This is a genomic window from Streptomyces luteolifulvus, from assembly GCF_008806595.1.
GTDB lineage: Bacteria > Actinomycetota > Actinomycetes > Streptomycetales > Streptomycetaceae > Streptomyces > Streptomyces luteolifulvus.
Map to the genome: position 1 here is coordinate 193,500 of NZ_VZRB01000012.1, position 23,109 is coordinate 216,608.

The window sequence follows — 23,109 nt, forward strand, 5'->3', positions numbered from 1 at the left end:
CTGCGACCATAGGGCGGCCCCCACCCTTGGTCAAGACCAATCACCCCCGTCGCGGAACGGAGCCCTCGCCGGACGGCGCCGTGCCTCAAACGGCGCCCAGTGACCGCAGCTTGTCGGGGTTGCGGATGATGTAGAGGGACTGGATTCGCCCGTCCAGGACGTCCAGTTGGAAGACGCTGTCGGGCTTGTCCCCGGACAGGACCAGCAGTGCGGGCCCTCCGTTGAGCTCCAGGAAGCGGAACGACGGGGCCGGGATGCCCTTCCGTGTCGCGCCGACGATGAAGCGCCCCACCTTGTCGGCCGTCTCCAGGACCCGCAGCGGCGCCTTGGCCTTTCCGCCGCTGTCGCCGACCAGGCGCACGTCCGGGGCCAGCAGGGACATCAGGCCCTCGATGTCTCCCCCGGCCGCCGCGGCGAGGAACCGCTCCGTGAGGTCCCGGCGCTGGACGGGGTCGACCTCGTAGCGCGGCCGCCGCTCCTCGACGTGTTTGCGGGCCCGCCCGGCCATTTGCCGGACGGCCGCCTCGCCGCGCTCCAGCATCGCGGCGATCTCCGCGTACGGGTAGCCGAAGGCCTCCCTGAGCACAAACACCGCCCGTTCCAGCGGTGACAGCGACTCCAGTACGACGAGTACGGCGAGGGAGACGGAGTCGGCGAGGACGGCACGCTCCGCGGTGTCGGCCACGGTGTCCCCGAAGTCGGTCACATACGGCTCGGGCAGCCAGGGGCCGATATAGGTCTCGCCGCGTGCCTTGACCTGGCGCAGCCGGTCGACGGCCAGTCGGGTGGTGATGCGCACCAGGTAGCCGCGGGGTTCGCGCACCTCGGTCCGGTCGGCGCCGGACCAGCGCAGCCAGGCCTCCTGCACCACGTCCTCGGCGTCGGCGACACGCCCGAGCATGCGGTACGCGACGCCCAGGAGGACGGGACGGTGCTCTTCGAAGACGTCGATGTCGGTGGTCACAGCTCCATCCCAGCCGACGCACCCTGTCGTGTCCAGGCGGTATCGGTACGTACGGAGCAGAATGGCCCCGCGGACCGCCGGTGGCCGGCGGCCAGGGTTCCGGGAGGTGGCCATGCGGTACGCGGTACTGGGCACGGGCGAGGTGGGCCGCACGCTCGGCGGCAGGCTGGTGGAGCTCGGGCATGAGGTGATGCTGGGGTCGCGCACGAAGGACAATCCGGCCGCTCTGGAGTGGGCCCGGGGCGCGGGCCCCCGGGCGAGCGCCGGTACGTTCGCGGATGCGGCCGTGTCCGCCGACGTGGTCGTGATCGCGGTCGGCGGGCGGGTGGCGCTCGCCGCGCTGGAGGCGGCGGGGGCGGAGAACCTCGACGGGAAAGTCCTGATCGACGTCTCCAATCCGCTGGCGTTCGAGGAGGGGGAACTGCGGCTGTCCCCCGTCGGGTCGGACAGCGTGGGCGAGCAGATCCAGCGCGCCTTCCCGCACGCGCGCGTGGTGAAGAGCCTCAACACCGTCAACTGCAGGCTGATGGTGGAGCCGGCGCTGGTGCCGGGCGAGCACAATGTGTTCGTCTGTGGCGAGGACGCGGCCGCCAAGGAGCAGGTCACCGGTCTGCTCGGTGAGTTCGGCTGGCCGCCCGACCGCGTGCTCGACCTGGGCGGCATCCGCGCGGCACGCGGTGTGGAGATGTGGCTGCCCCTGTGGCTCAGCCTGCTCCAGCACGTCGGGCATGCGGAGTTCAACCTGGAGGTGCGCAGGGGCCGTTGACGGCCGTACGGCGGCGGGACCGGGAAGCAACTGGGGGCTACCCACCGGTAGCAATTGCTGACAAGCTGTCTACACGGCGTCCGCCCGTGCGCCCCAGACGAGGAGCACCCCCATGTCCGCCACCGTCTCCTTCAAGGTCCCCACGCCTCGGGGCCCGCAGCCCGTGACCGTGTCCTACGCGCGCGTGGGCAGCGGCGAACCGCTGCTCCTGCTCCACGGGATCGGCCACCACCGCCAGGCCTGGGACCCGGTGCTGGACATCCTCGCGGCCGAACGCGATGTGATCGCGGTGGACCTGCCCGGATTCGGCGCGTCCCCGGCCCTCCCGGACGGTCTCGCCTACGACCTCCCCACGACGACTGCCGTGTTCACGTCCTTCTGCGAGGCGCTGGAGCTGGAGCGGCCGCATGTGGCGGGCAACTCGCTCGGCGGACTGCTGGCCCTGGAGCTGGGCCGCGAGAAGGCCGTACGGTCCGTCACCGCTCTCTCCCCCGCCGGATTCTGGTCGGAGGCGGAGCGCCGCTACGCGTTCGGCATCCTGCTCACCATGCGGCACATCTCCCGGAGGCTGCCTGTGCCGCTGGTCGAGCAGCTGTCCCGGTCGGCGGCCGGCCGCACCGTCCTGACGAGCACGATCTACGCACGTCCGGCCCGTCGCTCACCCGAGGCCGTGGTCGCCGAGACGCTCGCGCTGGCGCAGGCCACCGGATTCGACCAGACCCTCCGGGCGGGCGGCAGCGTCCAGTTCACGGACGACCTTCCCGGAATCCCGGTCACCTTGGGCTGGGGCACGCGGGACTGGCTGCTCGTACGCCGGCAGGGAGTCCGCGCCAAGACGATCATCCCCCGGGCCCGGCTGGTGCGTCTGCCCGGCTGCGGGCACTGCCCGATGAACGACGACCCCGCGCTCGTCGCGCGCGTGATCCTCGACGGGAGCCGGTGACCGGCGCGACGCCAGGCTCAGCGCGCCGGACCCCAGGGCGACCCCGGCCCCCACGAGCGCGCTGCCCGCGGCCTGGGCGACCCCGTAGGAACCGGTGCCCACGAACGGCGCGGTACCGGCGGCCGCGACCGGGATGAGCCCGGAGAAGAGCGTGGCGCGCTCCGCGCCCAGCCGCTGCATGCCCATGTACCAGCACACGAAGCCTATGACGGTAACGACCGCCGCCTGCCACAGCAGCGCGGCGGTCTCGCTCGGGTCGGGCCGGCGCAGCCAGGCGGTGCCGTCCAGCAGCAGTCCGGCCGCCGCGGACTCGACGGCGGCGACGCCGCACACTGTGGCAGACAGCAGCCGTGGGCCCAGGGGACGCAGTACGGGCACGGCGAGGACGGCGAAAGCGACCTCACCGGCCAGCGCGCACCCGGAGAAGGCGATGCCCGCGGCGTCCGCGCGCCCCCAGCCCTGAACGATGAGGGCACCGGCGGCGACGAGCAACGCCCCGTACAGCACGGCACGTTGGGGCCGGCGCCCGTCCAGCAGCGGGACGACCACGGCCACGACCACGGGAGCGCAGCCCACGAACACGCCCGGGACGGCTGGTTCGGCCGTGCGTTCCGCGGCGAGGACGGCCAGATTGAAGCCGACCATGCCGACGCCGGCGAGCAGCGCCAGACGGAGCCGGTGGCGGAGCGGAAGCGCCCTCAGGCGGGCCGTCGCTCCCGCCCCGGCCAGCGGGACGAGCAGGACGAAGGCCAGGCCGTAGCGCAGAAACTGGCCGCCCGCGTACGGGTAGTCGCCGAGGACGCTGTTGGCGGTGAAGGACCCTCCGACGAGGACGCAGGCGAGCGCGGCGAGGAGGGCTCCACGCGTGGTGGTGGCGTTCATGCGAGGGACGCTAGGGAGGACAGCGGTCCGGTTTAAGGTCCATTTCCATGAGCCCATCGGAGACCAATTCTGCATCTGACCGGCAGCCGGGGCCGGACGGGCCCGACGCGTCCATGGCCTGGGAGCTTCTCCTGCCTGCCGCCTCGGCACCGGCACGCGCGCGTGGCCGCTCGCTCCAGGCGGCGCTGCGGGACGCGGTCCGCTCCGGGAGGCTCGCCCCGGACACCCGGCTGCCGTCCAGCCGGGACCTGTCGGCCGACCTCGGCGTGTCGCGCGGGCTGATCACGGAGGCGTACGAGCAGCTGACGGCCGAGGGGTATCTGCGCAGCGGCCGGGGATCCGGGACCTGGGTGGGCGGCGCCGCACGCGCCGCCCGTCCTCGCGCGCGAGACCTCGCGCCGCGCTCCCCGGGGACCCGGGCGGATTTCGTGGCCGGGACGCCGGACCTGTCGCTGTTCCCCCGCTCCGCCTGGGCCACTGCCCAGCGCGGGGTGCTGACGGAACTCCCGCACCACGATCTCGGCTACCCCGATCCGCGCGGCCTGCCTCAGCTGCGTACCGCCCTGGCCGGACTGCTCGCGCGCCGCCGTGGCGTGGTCGCGGACCCCGAACGGATCGTGGTCGTCTCCGGCGTGGCGCAGGCAACGGCACTGCTCGGATCGGTGCTCCACGCGCGCGGGATGCGCACCGTCGGCGTCGAGGACCCGGGCAGCCCCCACCACGACGCCCTCTACGCCTCGGCGGGCGTCACCACGGTGCCCCTGCCGCTGGACGACGAGGGACTCGCGCTCGGCCCGCTGCGGAGGTCGGGGGCGCGGGCCGTCATGACGACGCCCGCCCACCAGTTCCCCACCGGCATCGCGTACTCGGCGCGCCGCCGCACCGAACTGCTCGACTGGGCCCGGTCCGTGGACGGATTCGTCATGGAGGACGACTACGACGGCGACTTCCGCTACGACCGCGCCCCCGTGGGCGCACTCCAGGGACTCGACCCGGAGCATGTGGCCTACGCAGGATCGGTCAGCAAGTCCCTGGCCCCCGGGCTTCGGCTCGGCTGGCTGCTGGTGCCCGAGGCGCTGGCCGACGAGGTCGTCGAAAGCAAACGGACGATGGACCTGGGCCATCCCACGCTCGACCAGGCGCTGTTCGCCCGCTTCGTCGAGCGCGGCGACTACGACCGTCAGCTGCGCCGCTGCCAGCGGGCCTACCGAGAACGCCGCGACACCCTGGTCGCCGCGCTGGAGCAGCATTTCCCCGGCTCGGAGGTGTCCGGGATCGCCGCGGGTCTGCACGTCATCGCCGAACTGCCGCGACAGTACGGCCCCCAGCAACGGTTTCTCGAGCGCGTGGCGGCGGCCGGTGTGGCCGTACGTCCGCTGACGGACTACACACACGCGCGTGTCGGCGACCAAGGGACAGAAGGCGTACGGCTGGTCCTCGGATATGCGCACCTGGCGCCGACGCGGATCCGTGCGGGCGTACGGCTGATGGCCGCGGCCGTCTCCGGGTGACCGTCACCACGCGCAAGGACAGCTTCCGGGTCGCACGCCGGTTCCCTTCATCCCGCGGCCAGTTGTTCACTTCCGGTTTCCGTGTGCGCTGCGGCGCACCAGTAGGTGTGGCTCAGCACACTGGCCGGATCCCGTCCCTGGAGGCGCAGCCATGTCACTTCGTCCGTTCCCCGGCCGCCGCAGCGTGCTGCGCGGCTCCCTGGCCGCGTCGGCGGCCCTGACCCTGCCCGCCGCGGCCGGCGCCGCGCCGGCGTTCGCTCTGTCCGGGCGCCCCGAGGCGGGCTGGGGTGTGCAGACAGGCGACGTCACATGCGACTCCGGGCTGGTGTGGGTGCGGTCCGACCGCCCGGCCCGCATGATCGTCGAGACGTCGGCGACGGAGTCGTTCCGCAACCCGCGCAGATGGCACGGCCCGCTGCTCGGCGCGGACACCGACTTCACCGGCACGACCCGGCTGCGCGGACTGCCGGCGGGCGAGCAGATCCACTACCGCGTGCTGCTGGCCGACCCGGACGACCCGCGCCGTACCGGCGCGCCGGTCTCCGGCACCTTCCGTACGGCCTCCGCCCGGCGGCGTGAGGGCGTGCGCTTCGTGTGGTCGGGCGACCTGGCCGGGCAGGGCTGGGGCATCAACCCCGACCTCGGCGGCTACCGGATCTACAACGCGATGGCCGCGCTGGACCCGGACTTCTTCCTCTGCAGCGGCGACAACGTCTACGCCGACGGTCCGCTCCCGGGGTCCGTCGCCCTGCCCGACGGACGTACCTGGCGCAACATCACCACCGAGGAAAAGTCCAAGGTCGCCGAGACCCTGGCCGAGTTCCGCGGCAACTTCCGCTACAACCTGCTCGACGAGAACCTCAAGCGGTTCAACGCCCAGGTCCCCTCCATCGTCCAGTGGGACGATCACGAGGTCACCAACAACTGGTTCCCGGGCGAGATCTTCGCCGACGCCCGCTACACAGAGAGGAACATCGACGTCCTGGCCGCCCGCGCCCGGCAGGCGTTCTCGGAGTACTTCCCGATCTCGACCCTGCGCCGCCCCGACGGCCGGGTGTACCGGGTGGTCCACCACGGGCCGCTGCTCGACGTGTTCGTCCTGGACATGCGGACCTACCGCAACGCCAACTCGCCGGACAACCAGACGACCGACCCGCAGGGCATCCTGGGCCGCGAACAACTGGAGTGGCTGAAGCGCGAACTGGGCCGCTCCCGGGCGGTGTGGAAGGTGATCGCCTCGGACATGCCGCTCGGCCTGGTGGTGCCGGACGGCACGGACGGCAAGCCGAACATCGAGGGCGTCGCACAGGGCGACCCGGGCGCTCCGCTGGGCCGTGAGCTGCAGGTCGCCGAACTGCTGCGGTACATCAAGCACCGGCGGATCACCGGCACTGTGTGGCTGACCGCCGACGTCCACTACACCTCGGCGCAGCACTACCAGCCGTCGCGGGCGGTCTTCGCCGACTTCGAGCCGTTCTGGGAGTTCGTCTCCGGCCCGCTCAACGCGGGCGCCTTCCCGGCCAACGCGCTCGACAGCACCTTCGGCCCGGAGCGGGTGTTCGTGAAGGCGCCGGCCACGGCGAACGTCTCGCCCGCCGGCGGCTATCAGTTCTTCGGCGAGGTCGACATCGACGGCGGCAGCGGCGAACTGACGGTGCGGCTGCGCGAGCAGGACGGCACCGTGCTGTTCACGCAGGTGCTCCAGCCGGGCCGGGTCGGCCAGTAACACCCGTACGCTCACGGCTGCCGCGCACCGGTGCCGTCCCCCGGTGCGCGGCCCCGCGGCTTCGGCGTCCAAGCCTCCGCCGAGCGGACTGTTTTCGCAGGTCAGGCCGATTGTCAGTGGTCGCCTCTACGGTTTTTCCATGACGCGATCTTTGCAGGCCGTGGCCTATTGCCGACCCTCCGTGCTGGAGTCCGCAGCGGGCGGACAGCGCCTGGGGCTCGAGACCTCCCGGGGTGCGACGCCCTGCGGTGTCGAGGACCATCCGCGCTTTTTCGCGGGCTTCCTGACGTCTCCTCAGGCGTCCGCGGCGGGGCTGCTGGCGGTCGCCGACGTGGCAGCGGCCCGCTACTACCAACGCCAACTGCGTGCCTCGCTCGACCCGGTGGTGACCGGCAACGGCGACCGACTGCGGTTCGAGTCGTTCTCCGGCTGCGGCGGGGTGTACGCACGCCTCGATGTGCTGGAGCCAGGCCTCGACGGCGGCGAGGTGGGGCACGGCACCACGAATGTCGACGTCAACAACCCGCTGCGCGAGGCCCTGTCGAGGATCGGCACGGACGACCCGCTTCATCTCCGGGTCGGGCCCGAGGAGTTGGCGGTCACCACGCTGGACGGCCCGGTCGTGGAGAAGAAGGTGCCGCTCCCGGACCGCTGGCTGCGGGGCTTCGCCGAGGCCCAGGTGATCGCCGCCGGCTTCGACCTGCGGGCGGAACTGCCCGCCGCCGAGGCCGTGCGGTTCCTGCGCGCCCTGCCCCGCGGCGGAGCACGCGGGACGGCAGCCCCGCGGTGGGTGGTCCCCGCGGGCCGTTCGCTGCGGCCGACCACCCGGGCGGTGCCCGGCGCGGTGTGTCTCCCCGGCTCGGAGCGGCTGACGGCGCTCCAGCGGGTGCTGCGGCACGCGACCGCCCTGCGGGTCTACGGCCCCTCGGTCGGCTCGGCGGCGGCCGCGGCCAGTGCCTGGGAGGTCGTCCTGCCGGGGATGCGGCTCACCCTGACCCTGTCGCCGGACGCCTCACGCGGATTCTCCGGCGAGGGCGGTGTCCTCGACGCGCTCGCCACCGACGAGGCCGCCGCGGACGCCGAGCTCGTCTCGGTGCTGCTCGCCTGGGAGCCCCGCATCGACGTCGCGGACCTCGCCGCCGCCTCGGGCCTCACCGCCGAGCGCGTCCGCGCGGCCCTGATCCGCCTGGGCACCTCGGGCCGTGTCGGGTACGACACCGCGGAGGCGGCCTACTTCCACCGCGAGCTGCCGTACGACGCCGACCGCGTGGAGCGCCACAACCCACGCCTGCGCTCGGCCCGGGCACTGGTGGCCGCGGGCGCGGTGGCCCTGGACGGCACGGTTGGGACGGTGACGGCCGAGGACGGGCATGTGCACCGGGTGCGGGACGAGGCGGGGGTGCTCAGCTGCAGCTGTCTGTGGTGGGCGAAGTACCGGGGCGGGCGGGGGCCGTGCAAGCACGCCCTGGCGGTGCGGATGGTGCGGCGGGGCACCGCAGTGGATCAGGACATGGGACGAGTCGACGGGGGTGCGCGATGAGTGCGCTGGCGGAATGGGTACGGGCGGGGCGTACGGCCGACGTGGTGGGTCTGCTGGACGGGATGACGGATGCGGAACGGCGGGCGCACGTACCCGAGTTGAAGGCGCTCCGCAAGGAGCTGAGGGCGGAGCCGTGGAGCGCCGGGTCCCGGCGCGCCTACCCGGCCCTGCATGCGGCCGGTGCGGCGTGCCAGACCGGTGCGGCGGGGGTGGCGGCCTGGCTCGCGGCCATGGACATGCGCTGGTCGCAGGCGTCACCGGGGCTGGTGATCCATCTCCTCGGCGACCGCGCCCCGGAATGGCTCGCCGATGTGACGCACCGGCTCGCGGAGCGGCCGGAAAGTGCGAACGTCTCCTACGAGCTGATGGCAGGCCTGGTACGCCTGTCGGGCTGCCCGGTGCCGACGACGGACGCCTACGTCCGGGGATGGGTGAGCCACATCGGCAGTACGTGGCAGCGGGGAGACACTGTGCTCGACCGTCTTCGCCGGGATCCGCATCTGTCGGAGCTGGTGGCAGCGCTCTTCGTGACCGACGACATCGGCAGCCGCCTGGAATGGATGCCCGCCGAGGGGCCGAACAGCTGGACCGAAGCCCTCGCGCGTCTCACCACCGAGGGCATGCTCGACCGCGGGGCCACGATCGACGCCTGTGTGGCGCGGCTGCTGCGCGGCGGCGGTTCGAGTGATCTCCGTTTGTTCCTGCGCCTTTTGAAAACTCTCGACCTCACCCGTGACGAGGAGAGGCAGCGCACGGCCGACTGGCTGGCGCTGGCCTCGGACGCGGTCTCGGTGGTGGCTTCGCACGCCCAGTCCGTGCTGGGCGCGCTGGCCCTGGACGGCGGGCTTTCCCCGCGTCAACTGGCCGAGATGTCCGGCGCGGTTCTGTTCCGCACCGAGAAGAAGCTCGTACGGGCACAGCTCGTGCTGCTGGGCAAGGTGCTGACACGGGAGGCTTCCGCCGCCGAGGAGTTGCTGCCCGCTGCCGCGCTGGCCTTCGGACACGGGGACTCGGACGTGCAGGAGCGGGCGCTCAAGCTCGTCGAGCGACATGCCGGAAAGGTCGGGAGCAGGGACGTCCGGGCGGAACTCGCCACAGCCGTTGAGCAGTTGATCCCGACGCTGCGCGCCCGTGCGACCCGGACACTGGGCGCGGCCCCGGTGGCCGCGGAGCCGGCGGTCTACGAAGAGGTGCTCCCGCCCGCACCGGAGAGGTGGCGACTGGCGCCACCGCCCGAGTCGGCTGCCGAACTGGCCGAAGAGGTGGGGGCATGGCTGGCGTCCGGCGGGGACGTTGCCGCGTTCGAGCGCACGCTGGACGGGCTGATGCGCCACGCCCACCGGGACCGGGACAGCCTCGTGGAAGCCCTCGGCCCCGTGGTGGGACGTCTGTGGTGGGCCACCGCCGATCCTCAGCACGTCAGATGGAACGACCACTTCAGCGACCGGCCGCACGGCCTCGACCTCGTCCTCGCGACGCTGCTGGGCCGCATCAGCGTCGATGCCTTGCATGTCGAAGGGCGGCGCGGGAGGCCGACGTCCGAGTGCGTGCACAGTGCCCTGTCCCGCGCCTTCTACGCCCGGATCCGGGACGTGGCGCACCGGATCCACACCGACCCGCTGCCGTTCCTGCTCTCCACCCCCACCTGGAACACGGGTCTGCTCGATCCGGACGAGCTGGTGACACGCCTCGACACCTACCGGCAGCTGGGGGCGCGACCCTCGGCGACCGACTTCGCGCAGGCGCTGCTGCGGGTCGGACGGCAGGACCGCGGGTCGGCCGCGGCAGCGGCAGAGCGAGCAGCGAAGCTCGGCACCGCGGAGGGAACGTGGCTCGCCCGGTGGCTCACCGCCGACGGCCCGGCCCTGCCCCGGGATCGGCGACGGACTTCCGGCGCCCGCATCCTGGTCGAGTTCGGGGAACTCCCGGAGCTGCAGGAGGACTTCCCCGAGGAGTTCCGGCCACTGGGCCGGCCGGTGAGTGTCTTCAGGGAGCACTGGCACTGCTACCACTGGGACCCTGCCGTTCGGCAGCATTGGCTGGCCCTGCTCCCCGAGCGCCGGGAACTCGTGGCCGCGCGCATCCTGCGGGACCTGTCGACCGTTGCCGTGGAGGACACCCGAGGCGAGGCCGCCGTACTGCCCCTGCTCGCCGAAGGCGACGGTGAGGCAGGCGAGGCCGTCCATCTGTGCCTGGCGTACGGGCTCGGGGCGCGGTATCCGGAGGACCGGCTCGCCGCGGTGGACGCGCTGCTCGTGCTGGCGGCGCGGGGACAGCTCGACACGGCCCGACTCGGCGCCGGCCTCGGGCAGTTGGTGCGCCGCGGGGCCGTCAAGCCGCTGCGGCTCGCCGAGTCGGCGCGGACGGCGGCGGCCACGGGGGCGAACGCCACCATCTGGGGGATGCTGCGGCACACCCTGCCCGTCCTGCTCGCCGATCTGGCCACCGACGGAACTGCCGTGGCCGCCCGTGGACTCGGCGAGCTGATAGGGGTGGTTGCGGAGTGCGCGGAACGGTCCGGGGCACGGGGAGAGCTGCCCCATCTGGCACAGGCGGCGGCCCGGCGCGGCTCGTCCCGGCTGGTGGCGCAGGCCCGTCGGCTGCAAGGCACACTGACGGTGGAGGTGGCGGCGTAAACCATCGAAATTTCAATAAATGGTGCATAGCAATGCTTTACCGGCCGGTCACAAAGCGTTCGTGATCACGCAACACCGTTCCTTCACAGTGGTTGTATGACTCGAGAGATATCTGAAGTGACACGTGCGAAGCACGGGCGTCCGGCGCGGCACTGGCGGCAGCAGGTGAGCGAACTCGCCGCAGGCTTCCACACATGGTGGTCACGACGCCACGGTCAGGCACCGCCGGTGGGCGATACCGATGCCCGGCCCCTGCCGGCGGGGCAGCAGGCCGGGCCGTCCCAGGGATCGTCGGCGACTCCCCACGCCGCGGCCGGGGAGCGCATGTTGTGGCGCGTGCGCACGACCGTGCAGGACGAACCGGGGTCGCTGGCCGCACTGTGCACCGCCCTCGCCGGGCGGCGGGTGGACATCCTGAGCCTGCAGACCCATCCGCTGGCCGACGGCACGGTCGACGAGTTCCTGCTCCGCGCTCCCGCCGAACTCGACGCCACTGAGCTCACCCGGACGGTGTCGCTGGCCGGCGGTGCCGACGCATGGGTCGAGCGGGCCGACGCCCACGACCTGGTGGACGCCCCGACCCGGGTCCTCGGTCTCGCCGCGCGCATGGCCCTGGATGCGTCGGAACTGCCGCTGGCGCTCCGGCAGTTGCTGGGCCGGTGCACCATCCGTTCGCTGCCCGCCACGCCGGTCGGCGGCGGCCGGGCGCCTCAGGCCGTGCCGGTGGAGGGCGTTCTGGAGGACACCGTGATGCGGCTGCGGGCGCCGGAAGGCGGCGTGATCACCGTGGAGCGGCCGTATCTGCGGTTCACGCCGACGGAGTTCGCCCGGGCGCGGGCGCTGGTGGAGCTGGACACCCGGCTGGGTCCGCGCGTTCCGCACAGCCAGGATGTGCTGACGCTGCCCGAGGGCAACGCGATCACGGTGCGCCGGGCGGACACCGGCGACCACGAGGCCGCGAAGGCGATGCACGACCGGTGCTCGTCGCGGACGCTGTCCATGCGCTACCACGGACCGGTCGGCGACGCCGACCGCTATCTGAACCACCTGCTCAGCCCGCGCTTCGGCCGGACGCTCGCCGTGCACACCACCTCCGGCCGCGTCGTCGGGCTCGGTCATCTGCTGTGGGACGGGGACGAGACGGAGGTCGCGCTGCTCGTCGAGGACGACTGGCAGCAGCGGGGCATCGGCACCGAACTCCTCGGGCGTCTGGTGGCGATGGCGGTGGAAGCCGGCTGCGAGAGCGTCTATGCCGTGACGCAGGCGTCGAACACCGGCATGGTCGCCGCCATGCGCGGCCTGGGCCTGCCCCTCGATTACCAGATCGAGGAGGGCACCCTGGTCATCACCGCCCGCCTGGACACGGTCCCGGTCGCGTCGACGCGGTCGCACGAGGTGCCGCAGGAGCGGTCCGGCGAGCGGATCGCTCGGGACTAGGACCAGTCCGGCGGACAGGTCCTAGTCCCTCCCCCGGACACGGACAACGGCCGACTCCGGCACGGCACATGGCGAGCGGCCCGGCGGAACTCCCTGCCGGGCCGCTCGTCGTCCGGTGCCGCCCCCCGTTCGGCACCGGACCTCCGGACACTGCCCACCGGCTCCCGCGCCCAGCCACCGGTCAGACGCTGCTCACCGGCTCCCGCGCCGCGGCCGGGATCGGCAGTGCGGCTCGCTGCCCCAGCGCGCGGTCCAGGTCGGCCCACAGGTCCTCGACGTCCTCCAGGCCCACCGAGAGCCGCAGCAGCCGGTCGCTCACGCCTGCGCCCCGGCGGTCGTCGGCGTCCACGATGCGGTGGCTGATCGAGGCGGGGTGCTGGATGAGGGTGTCGACGCTGCCGAGGCTGACGGCGGGCGTGACGAGACGGACGCCGCCGATGACCTCGTGCGGGTCGCCCGCGACCTCGAAGGCGACCATCGCGCCGCCGATGCGCGGGTAGTGGACGCGGGTGACGCGCGGATCGGCCACGAGGCGGCGGGCGAGTTCGGCGGCGTTCGCGGAGGCGGCCCGCACCCGCACCGGCAGCGTCGACAGGCCACGGAGCAGCAGGTATCCGGCGAGCGGATGCAGGACGCCGCCGGTCGCGAACCGGACCTGTCGCAGCCGCCCGGCGAACTCCTCGTCGCAGGCCACGACACCCGCCATCACGTCTCCGTGGCCGCCGAGGTACTTGGTGGCGCTGTGCAGCACCAGGCGCGCCCCCTGTTCGGCGGGCCGCTGCAGCACCGGGGTGGCGAAGGTGTTGTCCGCGAGCAGCGGCACCGAGCCGCAGGCGTGGGCGACGGCACGAAGGTCGAGTTCGGCGAGGGTCGGGTTCGCCGGGGACTCCACCAGCACCAGGCCGGTGTCCGGGCGCAGCGCGTCCGCGATGCCGGCCGGGTCCACCCAGGTCACCTCGGAGCCGAGCAGGCCGGCGGTCAGCAGGTGGTCGCTGCAGCCGTACAGGGGACGGACGGCCACGACGTGGCGCAGGCCCATCGAGGCCCGTACCAGCAGGACGGCGCTGAGCGCGGCCATACCGCTGGCGAACGCGACCGCGGACTCGGTGCCCTCCAGGCGGGCCAGGGCCGCCTCGAAGCGGGCGACGGTCGGGTTGCCCAGCCGTGCATAGACGGGCGGACCGTCCGGCTCGGCGCCGGTGGTGGCGAAGGCGTCGATGCGGGCGGCCTCGCCGCGGCTGTCGTACGAGGGGTAGGTCGTGGACAGGTCGATCGGCGGGGCGTGCAGGCCCTGACGGGCCAGATCGTCCCGGCCGGCGTGCACGGCCTCGGTGGCCAGTGCTCGCGATGCGGTGCGTACGCCGTCGTACGACGCGGAAGCCGTGCGTGCGTCGGGGTACGACGCGGAAGCGGTGCCTGCGTCGGGGTACGACGCGGATGAGATGTGCGCGTCGTGGTGCGACGCGTCCCTGCGCGCTGAGTCCATGGGCGGAAGAGTGAACACCGGCCGAGGTGCGGGATGCGAACGCCGTGTTACGTTCGGGCCATGGCCGAATCCGTCGTACTGGATCCGGTGGACCTCCATCTGCTGCGGCTGCTGCAGAACGACGCCCGGACCACCTACCGTGACCTCGCCGCGCAGGTCGGCGTGGCTCCGTCCACCTGCCTGGACCGAGTCACCAGGCTGCGCCGCGCCGGCGTGATCCTCGGCCATCAGCTGCGACTGGATCCGGCCAAGCTGGGGCGAGGCCTCGAGGCGCTGCTGTCCGTGCAGGTCAGACCGCACCGACGGGAGCTGGTGGGACCGTTCGTGGAGCGGATCCGGGCGCTGCCGGAGTCACGGACGGTCTTCCATCTCACCGGGCCGGACGACTACCTCGTCCAAGTCGCTGTCGCGGACATGGCAGACCTGCAGCGGCTGGTTCTCGACGAGTTCACGTCACAGCGGGAAGTGGCCCGGGTGGAGACCCGGTTGATCTTCCAGCAGTGGGACTGCGGCCCCCTGCTACCGCCTTCGCCCTCGGCTCAATCCAAGTGACGCACGGCACCCCTCGTACGAGGATGGTGTGCATGTCAGAGACCAACAGCCCGCTGCCCCGCGGGGTCGCCGACGCCTATGTCGACGACCTCATCGCCCTCGACCCGGTCACCGGTACGTACCTCGGTGTGAAGGAGAGTTCGAGCAGACTCCCCGACACCTCGCCCGCCGGTCAGGAGGCGCTCGCGGAACTGGCGCGGACCACGCTCGCCCGGCTCGACGAGGCCGAACGCCGCCCCGGCGCGGACAGCGACATCGAGCGCCGGTGCGCCCGTCTGCTGCGCGAGCGGCTCACCGCGGAACTCGCCGTGCACGAAGCCGAGGAGGGGCTGCGCGCGGTCGGCAACATGTCCACGCCCGCGCACTCGGTGCGCGAGGTCTTCACCGTCACACCCGCGCAGACGGACGAGGACTGGGCGGCGATCGCCGAGCGGCTGCGCGCGGTGCCGGCCGCGCTGGCGGGCTACCGGGAGTCCCTCGCCCTCGGTCTGGAACGCAAGCTGTACGCGGGCCCGCGCCCGACCGCCACGTTCGTCGAACAGCTCACGGAGTGGTCGGACGACGGCACCGGCCGCGGCTGGTTCGAGGACTTCGCGTCGGCGGGCCCCGAGGCGCTGCGCGCGGAGCTGGACGACGCCGCCCGCGGGGCGACCGCGGCCGTGGTGGAGCTGCGGGACTGGATGCGCGACGTGTACGCCCCGACGATCGAAGGGGCGCCGAACACGGTGGGGCGCGAGCGCTACGCCCGCTGGTCGCGCTACTTCAACGGTACGGATCTGGACCTGGACGAGGCGTACGCGTACGGCTGGGCCGAGTACCACCGGCTGCTCGCGGAGATGCGCAAGGAGGCGGCGAAGGTCCTGCCGGACGCCGAGACGCCGTGGGTGGCGCTCGCGCACCTCGACGAGCACGGCCGGCACATCGAGGGGGTCGACGAGGTCCGCGAGTGGCTGCAGGGCCTGATGGACCAGGCCATCGAACAGCTCGACGGCACACACTTCGACCTCGCCGAGCGGGTGCGGAAGGTGGAGTCGTGCATCGCCCCGCCGGGCAGCGCGGCGGCGCCGTACTACACGCCCCCGTCGGAGGACTTCTCCCGCCCCGGCCGCACCTGGCTGCCCACGATGGGGCAGACCCGCTTCCCGGTCTACGACCTCGTCTCGACCTGGTACCACGAGGGCGTCCCGGGCCATCACCTCCAGCTCGCGCAGTGGACGCATGTCGCCGGGAACCTCTCCCGCTACCAGGCCACGGTCGGCGGGGTCAGCGCCAACGCCGAGGGCTGGGCTCTGTACGCGGAGCGGCTCATGGACGAGCTGGGCTTCCTCACGGACGCGGAGCAGCGGCTCGGCTACCTCGACGCGCAGATGATGCGGGCGGCCCGTGTCATCGTCGACATCGGCATGCATCTGGAGCTGGAGATCCCGGCGGACTCCCCGTTCCACCCGGGCGAGCGCTGGACTCCCGAGCTGGCCCAGGAGTTCTTCGGCGCGCACAGCAGCCGTCCCGCGGACTTCGTGGAGAGCGAGCTCACGCGTTACCTGACGATCCCCGGTCAGGCGATCGGCTACAAGCTCGGCGAGCGCGCCTGGCTGCTGGGCCGCGAGAACGCCCGCAAGCGGCACGGCGACGCGTTCGACCTGAAGGCCTGGCACATGGCCGCCCTCTCCCAGGGCTCCCTGGGCCTGGACGACCTGGTGGACGAGCTGTCCCACCTCTGACGGCACGTCGGTATCGGCGGGCGGCGTCCGGTGCTCAGCGCCGGACGCCGCCCCGCACACGATGATCGGCGCCGGGGCGGCCGGACCGGGCGGCCGTCACCATCCGACCCCGCCCACGCCGCACGCCTTCCCCGGCCCAGATCACCCCGCCGATCCCCCAGGGTTCACCCCGGCAGGCGTCGGAGTTGTACGAGGCCCAGCCAGGTCTCCGGGCCGGGCTGGACCTGGGCCGCGCGGACCGCGTACGGGCCCGGGGGCAGTGCGACCCTCACATGGTCGGCCCGTGTCGAGTCGTGGCCCGGCCAGGCCGCGTCGAACAGCACCACCGTGCCGGGCACGTCCCAGCGCACCTCCTGTTCCCACTCCGCAGTGGCGAGGGCGGCGGGGACACCGGCCAGCAGTTCGTCCTCGGAGTCGGCGGCGCACCACCGTACGAAGGTGTTGTGGTCGGCGAGATAGGAGGTGGAGGCGGGCTCGTCGCCGAACACCAGGGCCGCGCTGTCGCCGACGGGCAGCAGCCCGACGTGGTCCTCAATCTCGCAGGCCCGGTCGTAGTCCGAGGCCGTCTCGTCGCCGTCGGCCCCCGCCCAGAACGGAAGCACCGTCTCCGGTACTGCGATGAGCGGCCCGCCGCCCGACTCCACCCACTCCACCGCGCCCGGCTCCGCGTATCGCACCATGGCGCAGAACCTACACGCACCGCCTCCGCGCGCCCGAGGCCTCCCCGTACCTCCGCCTCCGCGCGCCCGAGGCCTCCCCCTACCTCCGCCTCAGCAGCCGCAGTTCTGCGCGTCGACCGGTGCCGTCAGCGGATCGGCGGCGCGGCGCTCGCGGCCTTCCCAGGTCTCGTACGCGAAGCCCTCGCGCGCCCAGTACTCGAAGCCGCCGAGCATCTCCTTGACCTGGTAGCCGAGTTCGGCGAGCGCGAGGGCGGCGCGGCTGGCGCCGTTGCAGCCGGGTCCCCAGCAGTACGTCACGACCGGCACGGACCTGTCGAGGAACCGCTCGGCCTGTCCGGGGATGAGCGCGGTCGGCAGATGGACCGCGCCCGGGATGTGGCCCTGTTCCCAGGACTCGGTGGACCGGGAGTCGAGGACGACGAAACCGGGGTCGCCGCCCGCCGCCAGCGCGGCGGCGACATCGGAGACGTCGGCGTGGAAGGCGAGACCGGCGCGGAAGTAGGCGGCCGCCTCGGCCGGTGCCGCGGGGGCGACGCGCAGGACGGGGTTGGCGGCGGTCGTGGTGATACTCATGGTCTGGCCCTCTCACCCACGGTGTCGTTCGGTTGGGACGACCAGAAATCTACGGTCGCCGATCACCTTCCAGAAGGGACGATCCCCGGCCCTTTCCTTGCCTCGCCGGGGAATCCCCTGTTATCTCTCGGGGATGACCGCGTATTCCCCGGACGCCACCGACTGGCGCATCCTCGATGTCCTGCAGCGCGAGGGCCGGGCCAGCTTCGCGGAGCTGGCCCGTGCCGTCTCGATGTCCGCGAGCGCGGTCACCGAACGGGTGCGCCGGCTGGAGGAGGAGGGCGTCATCCGGGGATACGCGGCCGTCGTGGACCCGGAGCGGCTCGGGCTGCCGGTCCTGGCGTTCGTCCGTCTTCGGTATCCCAACGGCAATTACAAGCCGTTCCACGACCTGGTCGCCGCCACCCCCGAGATCCTGGAGGCGCACCATGTCACGGGCGACGACTGCTTCGTCATCAAGGTCGCGGCCCGTTCGATGCGGCATCTGGAGGAGGTGTCGGGCAGGATCGGCGCGCTGGGCTCGGTGACCACGAGCGTCGTCTACTCGTCCCCGCTCCCCCGGCGTCCCCTCGGCCGGTGAACTCAGCCGGAGCCCCGCTGCCGCAGCACCGAGCCCGACCTCCCCTTCACGACCTCCAGCTGTGCGTGGATGCGTCGGCGCAGATCGGCGACATGGCTGACGATGCCGACGCTGCGGTCGCGTTCGCGCAGTGAGTCGAGCACGTCGAGGACCTCGTCCAGGGTCTGGTCGTCGAGACTGCCGAAGCCTTCGTCGATGAAGAGCGTGTCCAGCCGGACCCCGCCCGCCTCGTCCGTGACGACGTCCGCGAGTCCGAGGGCGAGCGCCAGGGAGGCGAAGAAGGTCTCGCCTCCGGACAGCGTGGCCGTGTCGCGCTCGCGACCGGTCCAGGCGTCGACGACGTGCAGTCCGAGACCGCTGCGACCGCGACCGGTCCGGTCGTCCGAGTGGACGAGGGTGTAGCGGCCGGACGACATGCGCCGCAGCCGCACGGTCGCGGCGGCGGCCACCTGCTCCAGACGGGCCGCCAGCACATACGACTCCAGGCGCATCTTGCGTTCGTTGTCCGCCGAGGTGCCCGCGGCGAGTGCGGCCAGGCGGGCCACGCGGTCGTACTCCACCCGCAGCGGCGCCAGCCGTCGTACGCCGGCGAGGGAACGGGCGGAGAGCCGGTCGAGTTCGGTGCAGCGGCGGGCGGCCGCATCGCGCGCGGAGGCGGCTTCGCGCAGCCACCGGCCGGCGGCGGCCGCAGTCCGCTCCGCCGAGTCGAGGTCGGCGGGCGGCTGCTGGGCCGCCGCCGCGGTCTCGGCCTCGGCGAGGACCGCGCGTACGGCGGCCTCCTCCGACTGCCAGGCGTCGAGGCGCCGTTGGAGGTCGCGGTGGGCCGCGTCGTCCAGCAGGGCGTCGGACGCGGCCCGGGGTGTGTCGAAGCCGGCACGGAAGGCTGCGTCGGCGAGGCGGGCGTCGGCCTCCTTGAGGCGCTGGGCGGTGTCCTCGGCGGCGCGTGCGGCCTCGGCGGCGTCGGTGAGGAGGGCGACGCGCCGCTCCAGCTGGGAGGCTCGTCCGGCCACGCTGTCCGCGGTGCCGCGCGCCTCGGTCAACTCCGTTTCCAGGGCGGCCCGTTCCCGGTGCAGCGCGTCACGGCGAGCGACCCGGGAGGCGGTTCGTACGGCGGCCTGCTGCTGGGCCGCGACGCGCCGTTCGCGTTCCTGTTCGGCCTGCCGCAGCCGTTCGTTCGCGGTGTGCAGCGCGGAGGCCCCGCTTCGGGCCTGCGCGTACAGTCGCTCCAACTCATCGGCCCGGGCGGCGAGTTGTTCGGTGGACGTGTCACCAGCCTCGCCTTCGGCTGCGGCCAGGGCCCGCTGTACGACGCCGAGGCGCCGCTCGGCCTCGGCGCGCTGTTCGTCGGCCTGCTGGTGGGCGGCCAGCGCGCGCTCCTCGATCTCCCGGTCGACGTGCCCGGCGTCCTTGCGCGCGGGCGCCGGGTGCTCGGCGGCGCCGCAGACCGCGCACGGTTCACCGTCGGTGAGCTGCGCGGCCAGCTCGGCCGCGATGCCGTTCAGCCGCTGCTCCTTGATGTCCAGCCACGCGGCGCGCGCCTTCAGAGCATGCTCCGTCGCGAGGATCACCTGCCGCTGGGCGTCCTCGGTGTCCCGTGCGAACTGGTCGCGCTGCCGGGCGGCGGCGAGCCGCTTGCGGGCGGGCTCCCGCTGCACGTCCAGCTGTTCGGCCCGGGTGGCAGCCTCCTGGGCGGATTCGACGCCGCTCTGAAGTCCGGTGCGGATCTCCTCCCATCCCGCGAGCCAGGCCTCGGACTCCTGCAGGATGTCCTCGTCGGCGCGCTCCTGACGGTCCAGACCGGCGCGTTCCTGAGCGAGTTCGGACAGCCGCTGTTCGGCACGGCGGGCCGACTCCAGGCCGCCCAGCTCTTCGGCCGCCCGGCGTGCGGCGGCTGCGAGCCCGACGGCACCCGCATCGACGAGGCGGGCACGCGGCCCTTCAGACGCACCCGAGCCCACCGCTCCGTCGTCGGCGGCCAGTCCGGCGGCACCGGCACCGGCATCGACGAGGCCGGCACGCGGCCCTTCAGACCCACCCGAGCCCACCGCTGCGTCGACGAAGACACTCCGCAGCAGCGCACGCGCATGTGCCTCCGCCCCGGCGGCCCGCCGGTGTTCCGTCTCGACGGTGTCCCGCAGGTCCAGCGCGGGGGCCACCGCCTCGGCCTTGCGGCCGCGTTCCATGCGCGCCTGCGCCTCCCGGTGGGCGTCGGCCCGCGCCTCCATCCGCGCGGCGCGCTCCCGCGCCTCGGCGAACCTCCGCTGCAGCCGCGCCACTTCGCGTACGTCGGTGAGGGCACGCTCGGCGGCGAACTGGGCTGACTCGGCCGCCGTGAGCCGGCAGTGGGCCACGGTCAGCTGTTCGCGGGCGGTGCTGCGGGCGACGGCGGCGGCGCTCATGACAGCCTCGGCCAGTCCCGGCTCGCCGGGCGTCAGCTCCGGCAGCTCCATGGTGCCGCCCGCTGCCTGCTGCATACGGTGCGCGTCGGCCAGCAGATCCGCGTCCCCGTCGCGCACCTGGGCCTCGGTCGTGCGCCGTCGGTCGGCGAGGCGTTTCTCGGCCTCGGCGAAACGGCGGGTGTCGAACAGGCGGCCCAGCAGCCTGCCGCGCGCCTCGGCGTCGGCGCGCAGGAAGCGGGCGAATTCACCCTGCGGCAGCAGCACGACCTGGCAGAACTGTTCCCTGCTCATGCCCAGCAGTTGGGTGATCTCCTCGCCGATCTCCTGGTGGGAGCGGCTGAGATCCTTCCAGGCGCGGGCGATGGCGTCGTACTCGCGAAGCCATGACTGTGCCTTGTCCACAGTCGTCCCTGGACCGCCCTTCTTCTTGGGGCGCTCCCAGGGCGGTTGCCGGGTGACCTCCAACCGGCGGTCCGCGACGGTGAGTTCGAGGCGGACCTCGGTGCGGGCGCCGGCCGCGGCGTGGTCGCTGCGCAGGGACAGCCCCTGGCCGCTCTGCCGGGCACCGGGCACCGAGCCGTAGAGCGCGTAGCAGACGGCGTCCAGGACGGACGTCTTACCCGCGCCCGTCGGCCCGTGCAGCAGGAAGAGCCCGGCCGCCGACAGGTCGTCGAAGTCGACGGTCTGGGATCCGCCGAAAGGGCCGAAGGCGGTGACGTCCAGCCGGTGCAGCCTCATCGCGCCACCTCGCGCAGGGTCTCGTCCGCGCGAACCGCGTCGAACGCGTCCCGCAGCACGTCCTGTTCGTGCTCGTCGGGTCCGGCGCCGCGCACATGGGCCACGAAGTCCTCGGCGATCTGCTGGTCGCTGCGGTCGGCGAGCCGCCCGGCGTACGACACGTCCGGATCGTCCGGCGCCCGTTCGGGTTCGAAGACGAGGCTGAGGGTGTGCGGAAAGCGCTCGGTGAGCCGGGCCATGGGGTCGGCGGGACGGACGGGATCGGTGAGCGTCGCCTCCACCCACGCCTGCGTGTGCCGGTCCAGCTCCGCGTCGGCGAGCAGGTCCTCCAGCGTCCCCCGGATCCGGGCCAGGGCGCGCGGCACCGGACAGTCGACGCGTTCGGCGGTGACCGAGCCGTCGGCGCCGAGGTCGACGAGCCACATGCTCTTGCGGTGGGCGGCCTCCGAGAAGGAGTACGGCAGCGGGGAGCCGGAGTAGCGCACGCGCTCGGTGATGGTCTGACAGCCGTGCAGATGCCCGAGTGCCACGTAGTCGACGCCGTCGAAGACCCCCGCTGGCACCGCGGCGACCCCGCCGACCGTGATGTCCCGTTCACTGTCGCTGGCCTCACCGCCGGTGACGAAGGCGTGCGCGAGGACGACGGAGCGGGTGCCACGCGCGCGTGTGGCGAGATCGGCCCGGACGCGGTCCATGGCGGCGGCGAGGACGGCCTCGTGCCCGGGCTTCGCCACGCCGAACTCCTCCTTCACCAGGGCCGGTTCGAGGTACGGCAGTCCGTAGAAGGCGACGTCGCCGTGGGCGTCGGCGAGCACGACCGGTGTGCCGCACGCGGACGGCTCGGTCCGCAGATGGATACCCGCGCGGTCGATGAGACCGGCGCCGACCCCGAGGCGACGCGCCGAGTCGTGGTTGCCGGAGATCATCACCGTGGGCACGCCGAGGGCGGCGAGCCGGTGCAGGGCGTCGTCGAACAGCTCGACCGCGGCGAGCGGCGGGACCGCCCGGTCGTACACGTCCCCCGACACGACCACCGCGTCCACGCCGTGCTCGTGCACGGTGGTGACGAGGTGACCGATGAACTCGGCCTGGGCCCCGAGCATGTTGACCCGGTGGAACGCCCGGCCGAGATGCCAGTCGGAGGTGTGCAGCAGTCTCATGATCCCCGAGACTAACGGCCGGGTCTGACATCACGGGCGGTTACTCCCGTATCGACCCGTCATGAGCGCCCCGCCAGTGGGGCGTTACGCCCTTCTTGCCCGGAGTGTCATATGTCTCGTGCGCGGAGTGTCATGCGTCTCCGTATGCCTCCCCGCCCAGTTCGAACCCCGCCGTCCCGGCGGTCAGGTCGGCGAGCCACGCCCGGAACGCGTCGACGTCGGCGTCCGGCAGCCCGATCTCGATGGTGACCACCTCGCCGTAGCGCACGTCCCGCACCTCACGTCCGGTGGCCCGCAGGTCGTTCTGGACCTTGCCGGCGCGCTGGTGGTCGAGCGTCACGGTGGCCAGGCGGAAGCGGCGGCGGGTGATGGTGCCGAGGCTGTCCAGGGCCTCGCCGACGGCCCCTCCGTACGCCCGGATGAGTCCGCCCGCGCCGAGTTTGACCCCGCCGTAGTAGCGGGTGACGACGGCCACGACGTACCGCATCTCGCGGCGCAGCAGCATCTGGAGCATGGGGACGCCGGCGGTGCCGCCCGGTTCGCCGTCGTCGCTCGCCTTCTGGACCGAGGCGTCGGCGCCGACGACGTAGGCGAAGCAGTTGTGGGTGGCGTCCGTGTGCTCCCTGCGGACCGCGGCGATGAACTCCTGGGCCTCCTGCTCGGTGGCCGCCGGGGCGAGCGCGCACAGGAAGCGGGAACGGTTGACCTCGGTCTCGTGCACACCCGCGCGCGCGACTGTGCGGTACTCGTCCTGCATCGGGCCAGCTTATGCGGAGTGTCAGCGCCCGCCGCCGCGGGAGGTGCGGGCGACGATG

17 protein-coding genes and 1 pseudogene are annotated in these 23,109 nt (G+C 72.9%); 10 read left to right on the plus strand and 8 right to left on the minus strand.

All coding sequences use genetic code 11. The features are described from left to right. Positions 1–85: 85 nt before the first annotated feature. On the minus strand, positions 86–964 hold the full coding sequence (locus tag F7R91_RS19610) for an RNA polymerase sigma-70 factor (protein WP_150950363.1): 879 nt from the start codon (positions 962–964) through the stop codon (positions 86–88). Between the two features lie 112 nt (positions 965–1,076). On the opposite strand from F7R91_RS19610, the gene F7R91_RS19615 reads away from it, so the two are divergent. Together F7R91_RS19615 and F7R91_RS19620 are read left to right on the plus strand one after the other, a co-directional pair. Then, a complete protein-coding gene (locus F7R91_RS19615) occupies positions 1,077–1,730 on the plus strand; it encodes an NADPH-dependent F420 reductase (protein ID WP_150950364.1) in 654 nt (217 codons plus the stop codon). Between the two features lie 112 nt (positions 1,731–1,842). Further along, complete coding sequence (locus F7R91_RS19620) at positions 1,843–2,673, plus strand: alpha/beta fold hydrolase (RefSeq protein ID WP_150950365.1); 831 nt, start codon at positions 1,843–1,845, stop codon at positions 2,671–2,673. Positions 2,674–2,766: 93 nt separating this feature from the next. On the opposite strand, the pseudogene F7R91_RS19625 reads toward F7R91_RS19620, so the two are convergent. Continuing rightward, positions 2,767–3,630: pseudogene (locus F7R91_RS19625) on the minus strand (EamA family transporter); the annotation flags it as partial. On the opposite strand from F7R91_RS19625, the gene pdxR reads away from it, so the two are divergent. The 5 genes from pdxR (at position 3,603) to F7R91_RS19650 (ending at position 12,405) form a co-directional block, all read left to right on the plus strand. Then, positions 3,603–5,066 carry a MocR-like pyridoxine biosynthesis transcription factor PdxR gene (pdxR, locus tag F7R91_RS19630; protein WP_150950366.1) on the plus strand — a complete coding sequence of 488 codons (1,464 nt, stop codon included), beginning with the start codon at positions 3,603–3,605 and terminating at the stop codon, positions 5,064–5,066. The pseudogene F7R91_RS19625 and the gene pdxR overlap by 28 nt on opposite strands. A gap of 151 nt (positions 5,067–5,217) precedes the next feature. After that, on the plus strand, positions 5,218–6,792 hold the full coding sequence (locus F7R91_RS19635) for an alkaline phosphatase D family protein (protein WP_150950367.1): 1,575 nt from the start codon (positions 5,218–5,220) through the stop codon (positions 6,790–6,792). Between the two features lie 139 nt (positions 6,793–6,931). After that, the gene (locus F7R91_RS19640) at positions 6,932–8,332 is read left to right on the plus strand and encodes an SWIM zinc finger family protein (RefSeq protein WP_150950368.1); all 1,401 of its coding nucleotides are present in this window, start codon (positions 6,932–6,934) and stop codon (positions 8,330–8,332) included. Continuing rightward, complete coding sequence (locus F7R91_RS19645; RefSeq protein WP_150950369.1) at positions 8,329–10,968, plus strand: DUF7824 domain-containing protein; 2,640 nt, start codon at positions 8,329–8,331, stop codon at positions 10,966–10,968. The genes F7R91_RS19640 and F7R91_RS19645 overlap by 4 nt, the downstream gene beginning before the upstream one ends. 96 nt (positions 10,969–11,064) lie before the next feature. Next, positions 11,065–12,405: a GNAT family N-acetyltransferase gene (locus F7R91_RS19650; RefSeq protein ID WP_150950370.1), complete on the plus strand. Its 1,341-nt coding sequence runs from the start codon at positions 11,065–11,067 to the stop codon at positions 12,403–12,405. Between the two features lie 181 nt (positions 12,406–12,586). On the opposite strand, the gene F7R91_RS19655 is transcribed toward F7R91_RS19650, so the two are convergent. Further along, positions 12,587–13,891: a trans-sulfuration enzyme family protein gene (locus tag F7R91_RS19655; protein ID WP_408056045.1), complete on the minus strand. Its 1,305-nt coding sequence runs from the start codon at positions 13,889–13,891 to the stop codon at positions 12,587–12,589. A 60-nt stretch (positions 13,892–13,951) separates the two neighbouring features. Here F7R91_RS19655 and F7R91_RS19660 point away from each other — a divergent pair, with 60 nt between their 5' ends. Then, the gene (locus F7R91_RS19660) at positions 13,952–14,443 is read left to right on the plus strand and encodes an Lrp/AsnC family transcriptional regulator (RefSeq protein ID WP_150950371.1); all 492 of its coding nucleotides are present in this window, start codon (positions 13,952–13,954) and stop codon (positions 14,441–14,443) included. A 32-nt stretch (positions 14,444–14,475) separates the two neighbouring features. Then, complete coding sequence (locus tag F7R91_RS19665; RefSeq protein WP_150950372.1) at positions 14,476–16,164, plus strand: DUF885 domain-containing protein; 1,689 nt, start codon at positions 14,476–14,478, stop codon at positions 16,162–16,164. A gap of 164 nt (positions 16,165–16,328) precedes the next feature. On the opposite strand, the gene F7R91_RS19670 is transcribed toward F7R91_RS19665, so the two are convergent. Both F7R91_RS19670 and F7R91_RS19675 read right to left on the minus strand, forming a co-directional pair. Beyond that, positions 16,329–16,844 (minus strand): immunity 21 family protein, encoded by a 516-nt coding sequence (locus F7R91_RS19670; RefSeq protein WP_150950373.1) that lies wholly within the window; start codon positions 16,842–16,844, stop codon positions 16,329–16,331. Between the two features lie 90 nt (positions 16,845–16,934). After that, a complete protein-coding gene (locus F7R91_RS19675) occupies positions 16,935–17,417 on the minus strand; it encodes a rhodanese-like domain-containing protein (RefSeq protein WP_150950374.1) in 483 nt (160 codons plus the stop codon). Between the two features lie 133 nt (positions 17,418–17,550). On the opposite strand from F7R91_RS19675, the gene F7R91_RS19680 reads away from it, so the two are divergent. Beyond that, entirely contained in the window at positions 17,551–17,997 is a 447-nt protein-coding gene (locus F7R91_RS19680) for an Lrp/AsnC family transcriptional regulator (protein WP_150950375.1), read from the plus strand. Between the two features lie 2 nt (positions 17,998–17,999). Here F7R91_RS19680 and F7R91_RS19685 read toward each other — a convergent pair whose 3' ends face one another. The 3 genes from F7R91_RS19685 to F7R91_RS19695 all read right to left on the minus strand — a co-directional run bounded on the left by F7R91_RS19685 (position 18,000) and on the right by F7R91_RS19695 (position 23,051). After that, positions 18,000–21,134, minus strand: coding sequence for an AAA family ATPase (locus tag F7R91_RS19685; RefSeq protein ID WP_150950376.1), 3,135 nt, complete (start codon positions 21,132–21,134; stop codon positions 18,000–18,002). Next, positions 21,131–22,294, minus strand: coding sequence for an exonuclease SbcCD subunit D (locus F7R91_RS19690; RefSeq protein WP_150950377.1), 1,164 nt, complete (start codon positions 22,292–22,294; stop codon positions 21,131–21,133). The genes F7R91_RS19685 and F7R91_RS19690 overlap by 4 nt, the downstream gene beginning before the upstream one ends. A 130-nt stretch (positions 22,295–22,424) precedes the next feature. Beyond that, positions 22,425–23,051 carry a YigZ family protein gene (locus tag F7R91_RS19695; protein ID WP_150950378.1) on the minus strand — a complete coding sequence of 209 codons (627 nt, stop codon included), beginning with the start codon at positions 23,049–23,051 and terminating at the stop codon, positions 22,425–22,427. Positions 23,052–23,109: the final 58 nt, after the last annotated feature.